9 protein-coding genes are annotated in these 15,548 nt (G+C 61.0%); 7 read left to right on the forward strand and 2 right to left on the reverse strand.

Annotation, left to right across the window (positions count from 1 at the left end; all coding sequences use genetic code 11):
* The first annotated feature begins 94 nt into the window (after positions 1 to 94).
* The 4 genes from ACTG2T_RS16900 to ACTG2T_RS16915 all read left to right on the forward strand — a co-directional run bounded on the left by ACTG2T_RS16900 (position 95) and on the right by ACTG2T_RS16915 (position 4,553).
* The gene (locus ACTG2T_RS16900; RefSeq protein ID WP_330124808.1) at positions 95 to 487 is read left to right on the forward strand and encodes a hypothetical protein; all 393 of its coding nucleotides are present in this window, start codon (positions 95 to 97) and stop codon (positions 485 to 487) included.
* A 90-nt stretch (positions 488 to 577) separates the two neighbouring features.
* Positions 578 to 2,677, forward strand: a complete 2,100-nt coding sequence (locus tag ACTG2T_RS16905; protein WP_330124809.1) for a capsular polysaccharide biosynthesis protein — start codon at positions 578 to 580, stop codon at positions 2,675 to 2,677.
* 14 nt (positions 2,678 to 2,691) lie between these two features.
* A complete protein-coding gene (locus ACTG2T_RS16910; protein WP_330124810.1) occupies positions 2,692 to 3,936 on the forward strand; it encodes a capsule biosynthesis protein in 1,245 nt (414 codons plus the stop codon).
* 113 nt (positions 3,937 to 4,049) lie between these two features.
* Positions 4,050 to 4,553: a hypothetical protein gene (locus ACTG2T_RS16915; protein WP_330124811.1), complete on the forward strand. Its 504-nt coding sequence runs from the start codon at positions 4,050 to 4,052 to the stop codon at positions 4,551 to 4,553.
* A gap of 393 nt (positions 4,554 to 4,946) precedes the next feature.
* Here ACTG2T_RS16915 and ACTG2T_RS16920 read toward each other — a convergent pair whose 3' ends face one another.
* Complete coding sequence (locus ACTG2T_RS16920; RefSeq protein ID WP_330124812.1) at positions 4,947 to 8,081, reverse strand: multidrug efflux RND transporter permease subunit; 3,135 nt, start codon at positions 8,079 to 8,081, stop codon at positions 4,947 to 4,949.
* A 15-nt stretch (positions 8,082 to 8,096) separates the two neighbouring features.
* The gene (locus tag ACTG2T_RS16925) at positions 8,097 to 9,254 is read right to left on the reverse strand and encodes an efflux RND transporter periplasmic adaptor subunit (RefSeq protein ID WP_330124813.1); all 1,158 of its coding nucleotides are present in this window, start codon (positions 9,252 to 9,254) and stop codon (positions 8,097 to 8,099) included.
* A gap of 157 nt (positions 9,255 to 9,411) precedes the next feature.
* Here ACTG2T_RS16925 and ACTG2T_RS16930 point away from each other — a divergent pair, with 157 nt between their 5' ends.
* From ACTG2T_RS16930 to ACTG2T_RS16940, 3 genes are all read left to right on the forward strand, one after another.
* On the forward strand, positions 9,412 to 10,140 hold the full coding sequence (locus ACTG2T_RS16930; RefSeq protein ID WP_330124814.1) for a response regulator: 729 nt from the start codon (positions 9,412 to 9,414) through the stop codon (positions 10,138 to 10,140).
* Positions 10,137 to 11,243, forward strand: a complete 1,107-nt coding sequence (locus tag ACTG2T_RS16935; protein WP_330124815.1) for an ATP-binding protein — start codon at positions 10,137 to 10,139, stop codon at positions 11,241 to 11,243. The genes ACTG2T_RS16930 and ACTG2T_RS16935 overlap by 4 nt, the downstream gene beginning before the upstream one ends.
* A 412-nt stretch (positions 11,244 to 11,655) precedes the next feature.
* Positions 11,656 to 15,531, forward strand: a complete 3,876-nt coding sequence (locus ACTG2T_RS16940) for a DEAD/DEAH box helicase (RefSeq protein ID WP_330124816.1) — start codon at positions 11,656 to 11,658, stop codon at positions 15,529 to 15,531.
* Positions 15,532 to 15,548: the final 17 nt, after the last annotated feature.

A 15,548-nucleotide genomic window follows, 5' to 3' on the forward strand; every position in this document is an offset into this window, starting at 1 on the left:
TCTGTGGAGCTCACCTCAACCGGCCAACCATCCTTTTATATGCTTACCTGATTGTTCCATACAGGGGCTGTAGCCCTCTTCCTCTGGACGATTTATGAAACCTGTTCTTGTTGTGAATTTGAAAGCGACCTATTCCGCTGGTCGTCATCCTGAAAGCTGTGCCCGCTCTTCGTGGCGAGTGGCCGCTGCTCGGGTGCCTGATATTGATACCGTGGTCGGTGTCTATGAAGGCATGGTGGTGGCGGTGATCCGCGGTTGTTCTCTGGTGCCGAGTACGCCCGAGGTGGTGGGTGATGATTGGGATGAGGCTTGTCGGGGACGCTATTACGCCTTGGGCGGCGAGGCTTTTACCGATCGGGATGTGTCTGTCTGGTCACTAACCCGCTGCCCACAGTTGCTGGCGCCCTTGTCGAGCGTACAGGGGATCCGTTATCTCTTGCGCGACGAGTTCGACAGGGTCCCGATGGGAAATGTGCAGTTGAAGTGATCCGGAGTGGCAATCCCCTTGGTGTTCGATTTAACCGATATTTTTAAACCATCCCTCTTTTATCCCCCTTACTGAAACCCGAGATTTTTCATGACTCTATGGACACAATCCAGCGGCATTCTGGCGCGCAGGCGGCAGATCTCTGCCTGTCTCGGCCAACCATTGGCCCGACTTGAGCCCTCTTCTGAGAGCTTGCCACAAGCGGGCGATGTGCTGGTCGGCTGGGGCCAGAAGGCCAATACCGGTCAGATTAAACAGAAGGCGCAGGAATTGGGGTTGCCCTATTGGCAGCTGGAAGATGGCTTTATCGGTTATATCGGCCATCCCGCCAGAGAGGGGGTGGCGCTCTCTCTTATCGCCGATCCGGTGGGCATCTACTACGATGCTCGCCAGCCCAGCCAGCTTGAGCAGTTGATTGCCACCCCTTGTGATACCGAGATGCTGGCGCGCGCCGAGCGGCTGCTCAGAGAGTTGGTGCACCTTGGCATTACCAAATACAACTGTTATGCCACTCATCCCTATGAGCCTGTCACGCAGGCTCCGTATGGTGAAGAGCAGGGGGGGCTTGTCTCTTTGGCCGAGGGGTTGCTGCAAGATGGCAGGCCAAGGGTATTGCTGGTCGATCAGGTGGCGGGGGATCTCTCCATCCCGGGGGCGTTGGCTTGTAATGCCGATTTTCTGGCGATGGTGGCCGCCGCTCGGCGCAATCATCCCAGTGCCCGTCTGCTGTTGCGCACCCATCCTGATACGCGTATTGGCAAAAAGAGCGGCGTGCTGGCGCGATTGGCACAAAAGCTCCCTGAGCTGGCTGATCTGGAGATAGTGAGCGAGCCCTGTCATCCCCATCTCCTGTTCAAGATGGTGGATGCGGTCTATACCGTCTCTTCCCAACTGGGGTTCGAGGCGTTGCTGCTTGGCAAGCCGGTCCACTGCTTTGGCATGCCTTTCTACGCCGGTTGGGGATTGACCCATGACAGCAAGCTCTGCTTGCGACGTGTTCTGGCAAGGGCCGATGAGGCGGTTTCGCTGCCACAATTGGTGGCGGCGGCGCTTATTCGTTATCCCCGTTATGTCGACCCTGTGCTGGGGGAGCGCTGCGAAGTTGAAGATGTCGTCAAGCTGCTGGCCCGCCAGCAGATGGCGCCAGCTCGTTTGCGGCGACTTTATCTGGTGGGTTTTTCGCTCTGGAAGCGTGCCTTTATGCGCACCTTTTGTACCCATCTGGCCGATGAGCTGCGGTTTGTCAGGCGTCCTCCCAGACGGTTGAGCTGTGATGAGCAGGTGCTGGTATGGGGTAGCCGTTACCCCGAGTTGATCTCGGCAATTAGGGTCGAGGACGGTTTTATCCGCTCGAGCGGCCTTGGCTCCAATCTTTGTCGACCGTCGTCACTCTCTATCGATCCGGTCGGGATCTACTTTGACAGTCGCCGCCCCAGTGCGCTCGAGCAGCTGCTTAACTACGAGCCGATCGACGAGGCTCTGCTGGCAAAGGGGGACCAGTTGCTGACGCTGCTGCGTGAATCCCGGGTCAGCAAATACAACGTGGGTGAGGCAGAGCCATTCCAGCCGCCGCAAGATGGTCGCGAGCTGGTGCTGGTCGTGGGTCAGGTGGATGGCGATGCCTCTATCTTCTGCGGTAGTCCGAAGATCCGCAGCAATGAGCAGCTGCTTTGGGTGGTGCGAGCCGCCAAACCGCAGGCGCATATTCTGTTCAAGCCTCATCCCGATGTGGTCTGCGGCAACCGGGAAGGGGCCATTTCAGCGCGCTGTTTGGCTGAATGTGTCGACAGTCAGGTGCTCCAGAGCGATCTCGCCTCGCTCTATCCCCATATCGACGAGTTGCACACCATGACCTCCCTCAGTGGCTTCGAGGCGCTGGTGCAGGGGGTCAAGGTCACTACCTGGGGACAACCCTTTTACAGCGGTTGGGGCTTGACCCGTGATATCCATCCACCCGTCAGACGCGAGCGCCCCTTACCGCTGGCGGCACTGATCTATCTGACCCTTGCCGCCTATCCCCGCTATATCGATTGGCAATCCGGCCTGTGGTGCAGCCCCGAACAGTTGATCCGCAAACTGGCGGCACAAAAGCCGCTTGCCATGACCGGTGCGAGCCGTTGGCGACGCTGGCAACTCAAGCTTCGTTTTCTGGTTGATACCCTCAAGCCCACTCGCTCTTTGTTCTCCTGATGGATCCTCGCCGTATGAACGTGTTGTTGTTGCAGGGGCCACTTGGTCCCTTTTATCAAACCTTGAGCCAGCATCTGGTTCGGGCTGGTCATCAGGTGGTGAAGATCAATTTCAACGGTGGTGATGAGTGCTGGCCCTGTGCCGGGATCTCTATCAGTTATCACGGCGAGCCAGATGGCTGGAATACGTTTCTGCGGCGGATGTTGAAGGAATATTCAATCAATACAGTGCTTTGTTACGGCGACTGTCGTTATTACCACAAGGTGGCGAGCCAGGTGTGTGAGCTCAAGGGATTGTCATTCTGGGCACTGGAGGAGGGGTATCTGCGTCCCGATTTTGTGACCCTGGAGCCGGGCGGCGTCAATGCATTCAGCCCCTGGTATGAAGAGCGGGCCAGATTGCCGCGGGTAGACTGGCCCGCCGAGTTTATTGCACCTCTCAAGGTGGGCAAGACGTTTGCGGCCAGAGCCTGGTATGCCAGCCGCTATCACATCAACAAAGCAATCAAGCGGCCACGTTATCCCCATTTTGTCGATCACCGCCCCTGGACGCTCTGGCAGGAAGCGAGGGGGTGGCTGAGAAGTGGGTGGATCAAATATGGTCATCGGCATCGCGATCGAGCACTACTCCATCGTTTCAAGGAACATGCCGGGCAGCTCTTCCTGGTGCCGCTGCAGGTGAGTGAAGATTTTCAAATAAGAGAGCACTCCGAGTTTGGTGACCTGGAGGAGATGATCTCGGAGGTGGTCAGCTCGTTTGCCCGCCACGCCAATCCGGATGATGTGCTGTTGTTCAAACATCACCCCATGGATCGGGGGTATGTTAGCTACCGTGACTGTATCGAGCGACTCATCGCCGAGCATGGTTTGGCGGGGCGGCTCTTTTATGGTTATGAATGGCCGCTTCCGGCCCTTTACCCGCTGCTCAAGGGGGTGATCACCATCAATAGCACGGTTGGGTTGTCAGCCCTGTTGCATCAGGTACCCACCATCTGCCTTGGCCGTGCGATCTATGACATTAAGGGGTTGACCACCACAGGTCCGCTTTCCTCTTTCTGGCAACATCAGAGCCCGGTCTGTGAAGCGACCTTTCAGCGAGCCAGAAACTCCCTGCTGCATCTCACCCAGCTTAATGCCAGCTTCTATCGCCATCTTGATATGGGGGCTGAGGCGGTGCTCGCAAGGATGCGGCTTGCCGAAACGGCGGTCACTCAAGAACCTACGTTGCACAGAGAGCCAACTCGTTCACGTGGAGCATAGATAAGCAGGGAAATAGATCGCGAGAGCCATTCCCCCATAGGGACTCCGATATTTTCAACCCACGAATTTCATTCTCTTTCGTAAAAAAATAAATAACCATCAAGGATGCTGATATGAAGACCAAGCCATATATGTTGGCCATTCCGCTATTGTGCTTGCCTGTCGTTTCGACTGCCGCGGATGATTTTTCAATTTTAATTCATGGTGCAGCAATTCATAGTGATTGCACCAAAGGGAAGGGAAAGAAAAGCAAGAGTTGTGAGTTTAATAATTTCAATCCGGGATTAGGGTTGGCCTGGGCTTTTTGGGGCGATAACGATACTGGCAAGCTGGCGGTGCGCGGAGGGGCATATAAGGACTCTTTCAGCGAGACGGCTTTATACGGTGCGATCTCATATCGCAAGGAGTGGTATTTTACCGAGCATACCTTTGCTGGTCTGGGGTTTCAGGCCGGTTATCTCAATGGTTCTGGCCTGGATGGCTTTGCTGCTTTGCCGATGGTGACGCTGGGCTACAAGTCGGTGGCGTTGGAAGTGGGATATGCGCCAAAGCTTGATTTTGCATTGGGTAGCAAGCATGTTGCCGTGACGACATTCTCTTTACGCTGGAACTTGTGACTATAAAACATCATTAATGATTGGGTTATATGTCGGCGTTCAGATTTGACATGCGTATAGTGATTTAAAACTATGTAAAGTGCATTGCGAATTTCTTTATGGATGCATATCTAATAAGATTTGTATTTTTAGGTGCAATGAAATAACAAGGGTTGCTGGCCATTTATAAAGAATAATCCTTAAGCGTTCTGGTCATTAATTTACGGTTAATGACTATAAAAATATAACCATGGCTGGCCAAGCTATTAGCTTCACCGATGAATTCCTTGTCCTCGAATTTGATACAGTGGCGAGTTGTCTTTCTGTCCATACCAAGCCCAACCTGTTTAGCAGGTTGGGCTTTTTCTTTTGGTGATGTGCAGAGGGACTATCCGGCCGCCTGTGTATCTATGGTCATCGAGCCGGGTTAATGCTGTTGGATGCTCGCCGTGCCTGCCAGGAGTGCAGGCGCTGCTGCGTCCCGATGATGAAGACAAAAAAGACCGGTACGAAGAAGATGGCCAGCAGGGTGCCGCTGATCATGCCGCCAAACACGCCGGTGCCGATGGCGTGCTGGGTCTCCGCGCTGGCGCCACTGGCGAGCATCAAGGGCACCACCCCGAGGGTGAAGGCCAGCGAGGTCATCAGAATGGGGCGCAGGCGCAGGCGGGCAGCAGTGACAGCCGCATCAAGCAGTGAGCGCCCTTCGCTGTGCAACTGGCGCGCAAACTCCACGATGAGGATGGCATTCTTGGCCGACAGACCGATGATGGTGATCATGCCTACTTTAAAGAAGACGTCGTTGGGCATGCCGCGCAGCATCACGGCCGCGACGGCACCGAGCAGGCCCAGCGGCACCACCAACATCACGGAGAGCGGGATCGACCAGCTTTCATAGAGTGCCGCCAGCACCAGGAAGACCACCAGCGCCGACAATAGCATCAGCAGGGGGGCCTGCTCGGCCGACTGGCGCTCTTGCAACGACTGTCCCGTCCAGGCCAATGCGAAGCCTGGCGGCAATTGCGCCACCAGGCGCTCCATCTCCGCCATCGCCGCTCCGCTGGAGATGCCGGGCGCTGCCCCCCCGGCAATACGCACGGCGGGGAAGCCATCGAAGCGCATCATCTGTTGCGGCGATTCGCGCCATTCCGGTGTCACCACCTCCCGCAAGGGGACCATGCCGCCGCTGGCATTGCGCACCCGCAGGCCGAGCACGTCATCGAGCTGCATGCGCGCCGACGCGTCGGCCTGCAGAATGACCTGCTGCATGTGCCCGCCGTTGGGGAAGTCGTTGACGTAGAGCGACCCCATTGCGGCCGACAGGGTACTGCTTACGCTGGCGAACGAGAGTCCCATGGCTTCGGCCTTCTGTCGGTTGATCTCGAGGTGAATGCTCTCGCCGGGAGGCAGATTGTCGGGATACACATCACTGACTACCTGGCTTTTGGCGGCCAGTTCCAGCAGTTGGGCCTGAGCGGCCAGCAGCGCGGCTTCCCCCCGATTGGCCCTGTCTTGCAGGAACAGGGTGAAGCCGGAGGCGGTGCCCAGCTCGTCGATGGCGGGCGGCAGCAGGCTCATTACCGTGCCTTCAGGAATATTTGCCATAGCCGCTTGTGCCAGATCTGCCTCTTCGGCTGCCGTGGCGCCATGACGCTGATCCCAATCTTTGAGCATGGTGAAGGCCATAGCGGCATTGGGGCCTGCGCCGGAGAAGCTGAAGCCCTGCACCACCAGGTTGGTGTCCAGCGCCTCGCGAGAGGCGACGTGAGCCTCGAAGGCCTTGACCACCTCAAGAGTACGCTCGCTGGTGGCGCCGGTTGGCAACTGGATGGAGGTCATGAAGTAGCCCTGATCCTCGTCCGGCAGGAAAGAGGAGGGCAGCTGGGCGGCGGTGATGGCCAGCACGGTGCAGAGGGCGGCAAAGGTTGCCATCATCCGTCCGCTGCGCCCGACCAGCCGGGTTACCCGCGCACCGTAGCCTGCCGTGAACCGCTCGAAACCCCGGTTGAAGGCACCGAAAAAGCCGCGCTTCTCATGATGATCCGGACTGACCGGGCGCAGTAAGGTGGCGCAGAGCGCGGGCGTCAGGGTCAGGGCGAGGAAGGCCGAAATGAGAATCGACACCGCCATCGACAGGGTGAACTGCTGGTAGATGACCCCCACCGAGCCGCAGCCAAACGCCATGGGGAGGAACACCGCCGTGAGCACCAGGGTGATGCCGATCACCGCCCCTGTGATCTCCTTCATGGCCTGCGAGGTCGCCTCCCGGGGCGACAGCCCCCGGGTGGCCATCAGGCGCTCGACGTTCTCCACCACCACGATGGCGTCGTCGACTATGATGCCGATGGCCAGCACCATGCCGAACATGGTGAGGGAGTTGATCGAAAAACCGGCCAGCAGCATCACCGCGAAGGTGCCAAGCAGAGCGATGGGGGCGACGATGGCCGGGATCAGGGTGTAGCGCAGGTTCTGCAGGAAGAGAAACATCACCAGAAACACCAGCACCATGGCTTCCAGCAGGGTGTGGATCACCTTTTCGATGGAGACCTTGACGAAGGGGGCCGAGTCAAAGGGGATCGAATAGGCCATGCCCGCCGGCAGGGTGGGAGCGAGCTGGGCGAGACGGGTGCGCACCGCATCTGCGGTACGCACGGCGTTGGCTCCGGGGGAGAGCTGGATGGCGGCGCTGGTGGCAGCCACGCCGTTCTCCCGGTTGGAAAAGGCGTAGGATTGTGCCCCCAGCTCGACCCGGGCGACATCACCCAGCACCAGCTTGGCGCCATCACCACCGGCTCGCAGCACGATGGCGGCGAATGCCTCGGGGGTCGTCAGCTGCCCTTGAACCGTGAGGGGAACCGTCAGGCGCTGGCCAGGCAGGGCGGGTTCGTCGCCGAGGCGCCCCGGTGCAATCTGGATGTTCTGCTGCTCGATGGCCTGCGCCACCTCGCCGATGGTCAGCCCGTAGGCGGCGAGTTTGGCCGGATCTACCCAGATGCGCATGGCCTGTTCGGCGCCAAACAGCTGCACTCGTCCTACCCCGTCGATGCGGCGCAACTCCTGCACAATATTGCGTGCCATGTAGTCGTTGAGGGCAACCTCATCGAAGCGGCCATCCGGTGAGGTCATGCCGACCATCATCAGAAAGCCGGATGAGGCGGACTCCACCTGCAGGCCGGTTTGCCGCACCGCTTGTGGCAAGCGAGGTTCGACCGCCTTGATGCGGTTTTGCACGTCCATCTGGGCCAGCTCCGGATCGGTGCCCGGCTTGAAGGTGGCAGTGATCTGCGCGCTGCCCGAGGCGTCCACAGAGGACTCGAAGTAGAGCAGGTTCTTCACTCCCGACAGCTCGCGCTCGATAAGGCTCACCACCGCATCGTTCAGGGTCTGCGGTGTGGCGCCCGGATAGGTGGCATAGAGGGTCACCGACACCGGCGCCACCGAGGGATAGCGGGAGATGGGAAGCTTGGGGATGGCGATGACCCCTGCCAGCACGATGAACAGGGCGATCACCCAGGCAAACACCGGGCGATGGATAAAAAACTGTGGCATGGATAACTCTCCGATTCAGCGAATGCCACCGTCAGCCGGTTGGCTGACAGCGGGTGGTTGCCAGGGGGAGGCAATGACCTGAACCCCCGGGGTCAGACGGTCGATCCCTTCGATCACCACCTGTTGCCCGGCACTGAGCCCGGACGCGATACGGTACTGGCTATTCACCAGTTCAGCGGTGTTGACCGGAACCAGCTGTGCCTGCCCCTGGCCATCCACCACCCACACGCTGGTCTGACCCGATGTGCGCACCACTGCCTGCTGGGGCACGGTCAGGGCGTTGGCATAGCGGGCCCGGGGGATGCGCGCCTGCACATAGAGGCCGGGCAACAGCCGCCGCTCAGGGTTATCCACCAGCACCCGCAGCAGCACGTCGCCGGTCCCGGCATCGACCTCGATGCCGGAGAAGAGGATGTGCCCCTGCATGCCCAGCGGTGTGCCATTGCTACCGAGGATCTCCACCGCCAGTTCCGGTGCCGTTGAGCCAGCCTGCTGGCGCAAGGATTCCAGCACCGAGGCCGGTTGACGCACATCGACGTAGACCTGATCGATCTGCTGTATTCGGGCCATGGGGGTGGCATCGGTGGGCGACACCAGAGCCCCTTCACTCACCAGCGCCTGATCGATACGTCCGGCGATGGGTGCCTCCACGCTGGCAAATTGCAGGTTCAGTTGGTGCCGAGCCAGGGTCGCCCTGGCCTGGGCCACATCGGCAGCCGCCTGATCCCGCTGGGAGACCGCATCGTCATAGGTCTGGCGGCTGATGGCGTCGGTGCGCAGCAGCGGCTTCAGGCGGTCAATCTGGATGCGGGCGCGGGCCAGCACGGCCTCGGCCCGTTGCAATGCGGCGGCAGCGCTGTCGACATCGGCCTTGAAGGGGGCCGGGTTTATCTGGAACAGCACAGTGCCAGCGCTGATCTCGGCGCCCTGCTCGAACAGGCGACGCTGTACGATGCCGCTGATCTGGGCGCGAATGTCGGCGCTGCGCAGTGCCGCCACCCGGGCGGGCAGATCCTCGCTGATGACAAGCTCCCGATCAGTCAGAGTCAGCACCGACACCTGAGGAGGGGCGGGTGCCTCCTGCTCTTGCGGCGCGGCATCGCACCCCGCCAACCCGAATGCGGCAATGACGGCGAGCAGGGCGCCCGCATACCGCTGTTTGACAAACATCATCCACTCACCTCGTTAAACCGTCTCTCCGGTGTGATGTGACCGGAGAGTGCATCGAGCGGCCATTATGGCGAGGGGCTATTGCGAATGATTCGAGGCTTTGTGGAGAATCCATGGAGGCGATGATAAAGTTCAACGCCACCTTTTTTCGAGTCCGACTATGTCCCATCTCAATGCTTCCGCCAGCCCGGCGGGCCAGTCACTGGTACTGATTGCAGAGGATGAAGCCGAGATCGCCGACATCCTCGCCGCTTACCTGCAACGTCATGGCTTGCGTTCCCTGCACGCCGCCGATGGCCGTGAAGCGCTGGCCATGCATCAGGCATTCAAACCCGATCTCCTGCTGCTGGATGTGCAGATGCCGCAACTGGATGGCTGGCAGGTGCTCAGCGAGATCCGGGCGCGTGGCGACACGCCGGTGATCATGCTGACCGCCCTCGATCAGGATCTCGACAAGCTGATGGGGCTGCGCATGGGGGCGGATGACTATGTGGTCAAACCCTTCAATCCGGCCGAAGTGGTGGCGCGAGTGCAGGCCGTGCTCAGGCGCACCCGGGCCGTAAAGCCTGCCACGGCGAATGTGCTGCGGGTCGGCCTGTTTCAGATCGATCTGGAGAGCCACGAGGCCAGCATTTTCCGCGATGACCAGCAGCAGGTGCTGGAGCTGACCCTGACCGAGTTCAAGTTGCTCGCCTCTTTGATGCGGGCGCCGAAACGGGTGTTCAGTCGCGCCGAACTGTTGACTCACTGCTTGCCGGAGGGGGATACCCAGGAGCGTACGGTGGATAGCCACATCAGCAAGTTGCGCAAAAAACTGGAGACACACGGCATTCTGGGGGTCCCCGCCAGTGTCTGGGGGGTTGGCTATCGCTTCGGGGGCGATGCATGAAATCGGCGCCCGGCCTTCGCAGGCAGATCATCCGCTCTCTGGGCTTGATGACGCTTGGCATTATCTCCCTCGCGGTGATCGGCACCTATGTGTTTTATGGCATCGCCGTGGCGTTTGTGCCGGGCAGCATCTCCGAGACCTGGGTGCCCTCCAGAGTCGAGATGTTATGGATCGGCTCCACCATTCTCATTGCATTGGGGATGGCGCTGTACGTGGCGGTTCGCCTCTCTCGCCGCATCCTGACTCCCCTCAACTCGGTGGCAACCAGCCTGCGTGAGGTGGCCGAGGGCAAACTCGATGCCCGTGTGCCGGAGGATGAGCAGGCGATCGGGGAGACGGCGCAACTGGTGCGCGACTTCAACGCCATGGCCGAGCGGCTGCAGAGCATGACCCGCGAGCGGGAGTTCTGGAATGCCGCCATCGCCCACGAGTTGCGCACTCCCGTCACCATTTTGCGCGGCCGTTTGCAGGGGCTGGCCGAAGGGGTCTTTCCTCCCAGCAGCGAACTCTTCGAGGGGTTGCTGCGTCAGGTGGAGGGGCTCAATCACCTGATCGAGGATTTGCGGGTATTGAGCCTCAACGACAGCGGCCATCTGGAGTTACAGCGGACCGAGGTCAGGCTGGCCGACGAGCTTGCCGTGGTGCTTGAGGCATTTGCCAGCCCTCTGGCGGCGAGCGGATTTGTGTTGCAGCGGGAGCTCGATAGCGAACTTCATGTCTGCTGCGATCTGTTTCGTATCCGTCAGGCTCTGATGGCGCTGTTGGAAAATGCCCAGAAGCACGCGCTGCCTGGCCTGCTGACCGTGCGGCTGTATCGCTCGGAGAGTGTGTGCGTCCTGAGTGTGGAAGATGAGGGGCCAGGCATCAGCGAGGAGATCGCCGCCTGTATCTTCGATGCGTTTCGTCGCGGAGATCCGTCACGCTCGCGCAAGAGCGGCGGCAGCGGACTTGGGCTCGCCGTGGTCAAGGCGATTGCAGAGGCCCACGGCGGCAGCGCGGTTTGCCAAGCTACCGGACGGGGAGGGAGCCGATTCGTGCTCTCCTGGCCCATCTCGGCCATGTCCGGTGGCCCTGAAATCTCGCCTAGGGGCGACAGGTTCTGATGAAGCTAATACAGCTGACAGCTGCCCGCACAGGGGCGTTCGACAAGCGACCGTTATAGGTTTTTCACCGCTTGTGCCGGGTGAGCAGGAGGGGTTGGGACATGGCTCATTTGGCGCGAAACCATGGTTTTTAGCCGTCAAAAATTGAAACCGTTTTCAGAAATCCTTTTCAACTGTGATCCGCTTCAAAGCTTTTTCGGACGCCAACCTCTAGCATTGGCTCCACGAATTAGGGGCTAGCGCTCCCGATTTTCCCGCTGTGGGAGGTAACCGGATGATCCGGCTATTTCCTTCGTTACTTTCGACGGTCATCATGGATGGCCGTTTTTTTTTGAGTTATTTCACGGTAAAGGGTCGAGCCGCTGGCGCTTTACCGTTAAAATTCCGCTTTTGCACTTGCCCGTGAGTCTTGATGTCTGCGTCCACCCTCTCTTCGGATAGTTATGCCCTGCTCGCCACCCTGCAATTGCAGCGCGTTGCCAGTACCCGTTTGCTGCAAGAACAACTGGCGATAGGCCATGCCCTGATCGATAAACTGACCCGACTGCAGGATGCAGGACTGGTCAGATTGCGCGGGGAGCAGCAGTGGAGCCTGACCGCCGAGGGGACGCTGGCGCTGATCCTGGGGGTGCGTGCCGGTCTCTGCCCGGCGCCGGACTGGAGCCGGGTGCCCTCATTGACCGGGCAGGATCTTACCCATGCGGTGGTGCGCGAGCTCTGCCGCGGCAAGGCGGGGGAGATCCCCACCTATTTCTCAGCCAGCGATCTGCTGACCCTGCTCGATACCCCGGACGCTCACCAGTTGCTGGCGGGCTCCAGCCCCGCCTGGCAGCAAATGTTGCTGGAGCACTTCTCGCTGCAACTCTTGCTTGATGCCCCCTATGAAGAGCGCTGGCCGCTGGCCAATGCGCTGGTGCGCTGCGCCCCCGAGGTGCAGGCCCGGGCCAAAGCGTTCGAGGCGGAGTGGCGCTGGCTCTGCGGGGATGGCGAGAGCACATCGCCAACCGGCGAGGGCAAGGATGCCGCCCCCGGCTGGCCAGCCCTGCAGGCGTTGGCCCAGCAGAGCCAGAGCGGCCCGCTTGGCGAGCGACTGCTCACCGCGCTGGGCCAGTGGCAGGCAACCGATGAGGGTGAGGCGGGCCAGTGGCCCCGTTCGTTCAGCGCCCTGCTCTGGCTTGGCTGGTTGCAGCAGGCCGATCCCGTCATCGCCAGCGAACAGCGCAAGAAGTGGCAGCGCAGTCTGACTGGCCAGTTCCCCCTGCTTGCCGACTTGCTCAGCCAGTGGGCGGGCGATCGCCACGGTCAGGCGGTCGGCCTGTTCGATACCCTGCAGCTGCCGGTGGAGGAGCTCCACTGGGGCTATCTCTGGCTCGATCTCTGCGCGCTGGCCCGTCACGGTGCCCAGAGCCCGCAGGTGGCCATGTTGCACAAGTGGGATCTCTCCCATCTGCTCGATGCCGAACCCCATCATCGCCTGATGGCATTTTGTCAGGATCTGCTGCGCATCTTGTTGGGCGAGGTGGCCAAAGGGGCGCCCTTGTGCCAACTGCGCGGCAGTGAGGAGAGTGCGCAAGAGGGCAGTGATGAGCAGGATGATGACGGGGACGAGGATAAAACCGCGGCCTCTGCCAGCTGGCTCAACTGGTTGCAGGGGCTGGGACGCTCGAGTGGCGTGCGCAAGCCGCAAGAGCGGTTGGTGTGGCTGCTCCATGCCGACGGCCCCGAGCTGGAGTGCAAGATCCAGAAACTGAGCACCAAGGGGGAGTGGACCGCCGGTCGCCGGGTCGATCCGGCCCTGCTCTCTACCCAGTATGCCGCCATGCTTGATGAGCACGACTGGGCACTGGTCCGCACCCTGCCACGGGTGATGGGACGACTGCCGCGGGATGTCTGGGCGCCGCTGGCCGATCACCCCCGTTTGTTCAACGCCAAGGGGCAAAAGCTGCAACTGGCCATCAGCGCCCCCCTGCTGCAGGTGGTGGCCACCGAACAGGGGATGAGCGCGCAGCTCTGCCCCGATGCGGCCGCCCGCGGGGCCCATATCATGCCGCTGGCGCAGGATCTGTGGCAGCTGATCCTCACTCCGCAGCCGCTGCTCGACCGCTTGCCAGCGCTCGAATCCATCCCGCTGCTGCCCGCCGAGGGGCTGGCTGAGCTGCAACGCACGCTCGATGCCATTCCCGAGTTGCCTTGGCACAGTCAGGTTGCGGGGCTTAGCGGCAACGCCGAACTGGCTCCCTGGCCGGGCATTCCTTCGGTGCAACTGGATTGGCAGGATGGTCAGCTGTCGGTCAAGCTGGTGACCCGTTTTGAGGATCTGCCGCCCCAGCCCCTTGGCAAGGGGGAGGCGATCGTGCGGCAGGGGATCAAGGCGTACCACTACTGGCAGCGGGATCTCGGGGCCGAGAAGGGGCAGGCCCAGTTGCTGCGCAATCAATTGCCCATCGGCCTGCCCGGCAGCGAGTGGCTGCTACAGGGGGAACAGGCGCTGGCGCTGGTCAATGCCCTGCCCGAGCTGGTGGATGCCGGTGTGGTCATTCACTGGCATCAGGACAGCGCTCGCCTCAAGAGCCTCGATGAAGCGGCTCTGAGCCTGCGCATCGAGCGGCGGCAGGACTGGTTCCAGGTCGAAGGGGCACTGGCCCTCGATGAGCACCAGATCCTCGATCTGCGCCTTATTCTGCGCCAGATGACCCCGGGGCAGCGCACCGTTCAGCTCGACGAGAAGACCAGCCTGATGCTGAGCGACAAGCTGGTGGAGCGGCTCTCCATGCTGGGGGCCATGCTCGACGACGAGCAGCGGATCAACCACAAGCTGGCTTACCCGCTCACCCGTCTGCTCTCGGTTATCACCACCGAGGGGGATGCGGCGTGGCAATCCCTGCAGCAGGAGTGGCAGCAGGAGGTCGATTGCCCTGATGAGTTGCTCACCTCCCTGCGGGACTATCAGAAAGAGGGGGTGCGCTGGATGGCGACCCTGGCCCATCACGGTTTTGGTGCCTGTCTGGCCGATGACATGGGTCTGGGCAAGACGCTGCAGGCGCTGATTGTGTTGCGGATGCGCCAGCACCTTGGCCCTGCCCTGGTAGTGGTGCCCAAGTCAGTGGTCACCAACTGGCAGGAGGAGGTGGCCCGTTTCGCCCCCGAGCTGGATGTGGTGGTGTTCGAGAACCCGGCCGAGCGGGAGGGGATGATTCGCGAGGCCAAGGCTGGTCAGGTGATCCTCATCAACTACGGCATGCTCGGCAGCCTGGCGGAGGCGCTCAAGTCCCGCCGATGGTCTTCCATGGTGCTCGATGAGGCGCAGCAGATCAAAAACGCCGGTACCCAGCGCGCCAAGCTGTTGTTCCAGCTGGAAGGGGATTTTCGCCTCGCCCTCTCCGGCACCCCCATCGAGAACCATCTGGGGGAGCTGTGGAGCCTCTTTACCTTTATCAACCCGGGGCTGCTCGGCAGCCTTGGCGAGTTCAAGCGTCGCTTTGGCAAGGCGGTCAAGGATCCCCAGCACATGGCGCTGCTGCGGGCGGTGATCAGCCCCTTTATCCTGCGTCGTCTCAAGCAGGAGGTGCTGACCGAGTTGCCGGACAAGACCGAGATCATTCACCACATCAGCCTCTCCCCCGAGGAGCGTCAGCTCTACGAGGCAACCCGGCGCGAGGTGGTGCAGCAGGTGCAAAGCGCCGATGGCCGCGCCCTGATGCATGTGCTGAGTGGCCTGACCCGGCTGCGCCGCCTCTGCTGCTCACCGGAGCTGGTGATGCCCGAGTGGTCGCAAACCAGCAGCAAGCTGGACGAGGCGATGGCCCTGCTGGAAGAGGCGATCGACGGCGGCCATCGGGTGCTGGTGTTCAGCCAGTTCGTCGACCTGCTGAGCCTGTTGCGGGCCCGCATCGAGCAGAAGTCCTGGGACTACTGCTATCTGGATGGGGGCTGCTCCGCCAAGTCCCGTCAGGACTCCATCCTGCGTTTTCGTCATGAGGAGGTGCCGCTGTTCCTCATCAGCCTCAAGGCAGGGGGGACCGGCCTCAACCTCACCCAGGCCGATACCGTGCTGCACCTCGATCCCTGGTGGAACCCGGCGGTGGAAGATCAGGCGAGCGATCGGGCGCACCGGATGGGGCAGACCCAGCCGGTGACTGTGTACCGGCTGGTGTGCGAGCAGACGGTGGAGGAGAAGATTGTCGCTCTGCACGACGAGAAGCGGGCGCTGGCCGATGGCCTGCTGAGCGGCCAGTCCGAGGTGCGCGGGCTGGATGTGGAGAGCCTGCGGGCCCTGCTGATGGGCTGATTGGCGACGCCGCCTTA

It is taken from the genome of Aeromonas sp. 75A, assembly GCF_051919425.1.
GTDB classification, from domain to species: Bacteria; Pseudomonadota; Gammaproteobacteria; order Enterobacterales; family Aeromonadaceae; genus Aeromonas; species Aeromonas veronii.

Coding starts and splice junctions, on each gene's coding strand:
- ACTG2T_RS16900 (WP_330124808.1), top strand. CDS start 95: ATGAAACCTGTTCTTGTTGTGAATTTGAAAGCGACCTATTCCGCTGGT.
- ACTG2T_RS16905 (WP_330124809.1), top strand. CDS start 578: ATGACTCTATGGACACAATCCAGCGGCATTCTGGCGCGCAGGCGGCAG.
- ACTG2T_RS16910 (WP_330124810.1), top strand. CDS start 2,692: ATGAACGTGTTGTTGTTGCAGGGGCCACTTGGTCCCTTTTATCAAACC.
- ACTG2T_RS16915 (WP_330124811.1), top strand. CDS start 4,050: ATGAAGACCAAGCCATATATGTTGGCCATTCCGCTATTGTGCTTGCCT.
- ACTG2T_RS16920 (WP_330124812.1), bottom strand. CDS start 8,081: ATGCCACAGTTTTTTATCCATCGCCCGGTGTTTGCCTGGGTGATCGCC.
- ACTG2T_RS16925 (WP_330124813.1), bottom strand. CDS start 9,254: ATGATGTTTGTCAAACAGCGGTATGCGGGCGCCCTGCTCGCCGTCATT.
- ACTG2T_RS16930 (WP_330124814.1), top strand. CDS start 9,412: ATGTCCCATCTCAATGCTTCCGCCAGCCCGGCGGGCCAGTCACTGGTA.
- ACTG2T_RS16935 (WP_330124815.1), top strand. CDS start 10,137: ATGAAATCGGCGCCCGGCCTTCGCAGGCAGATCATCCGCTCTCTGGGC.
- ACTG2T_RS16940 (WP_330124816.1), top strand. CDS start 11,656: ATGTCTGCGTCCACCCTCTCTTCGGATAGTTATGCCCTGCTCGCCACC.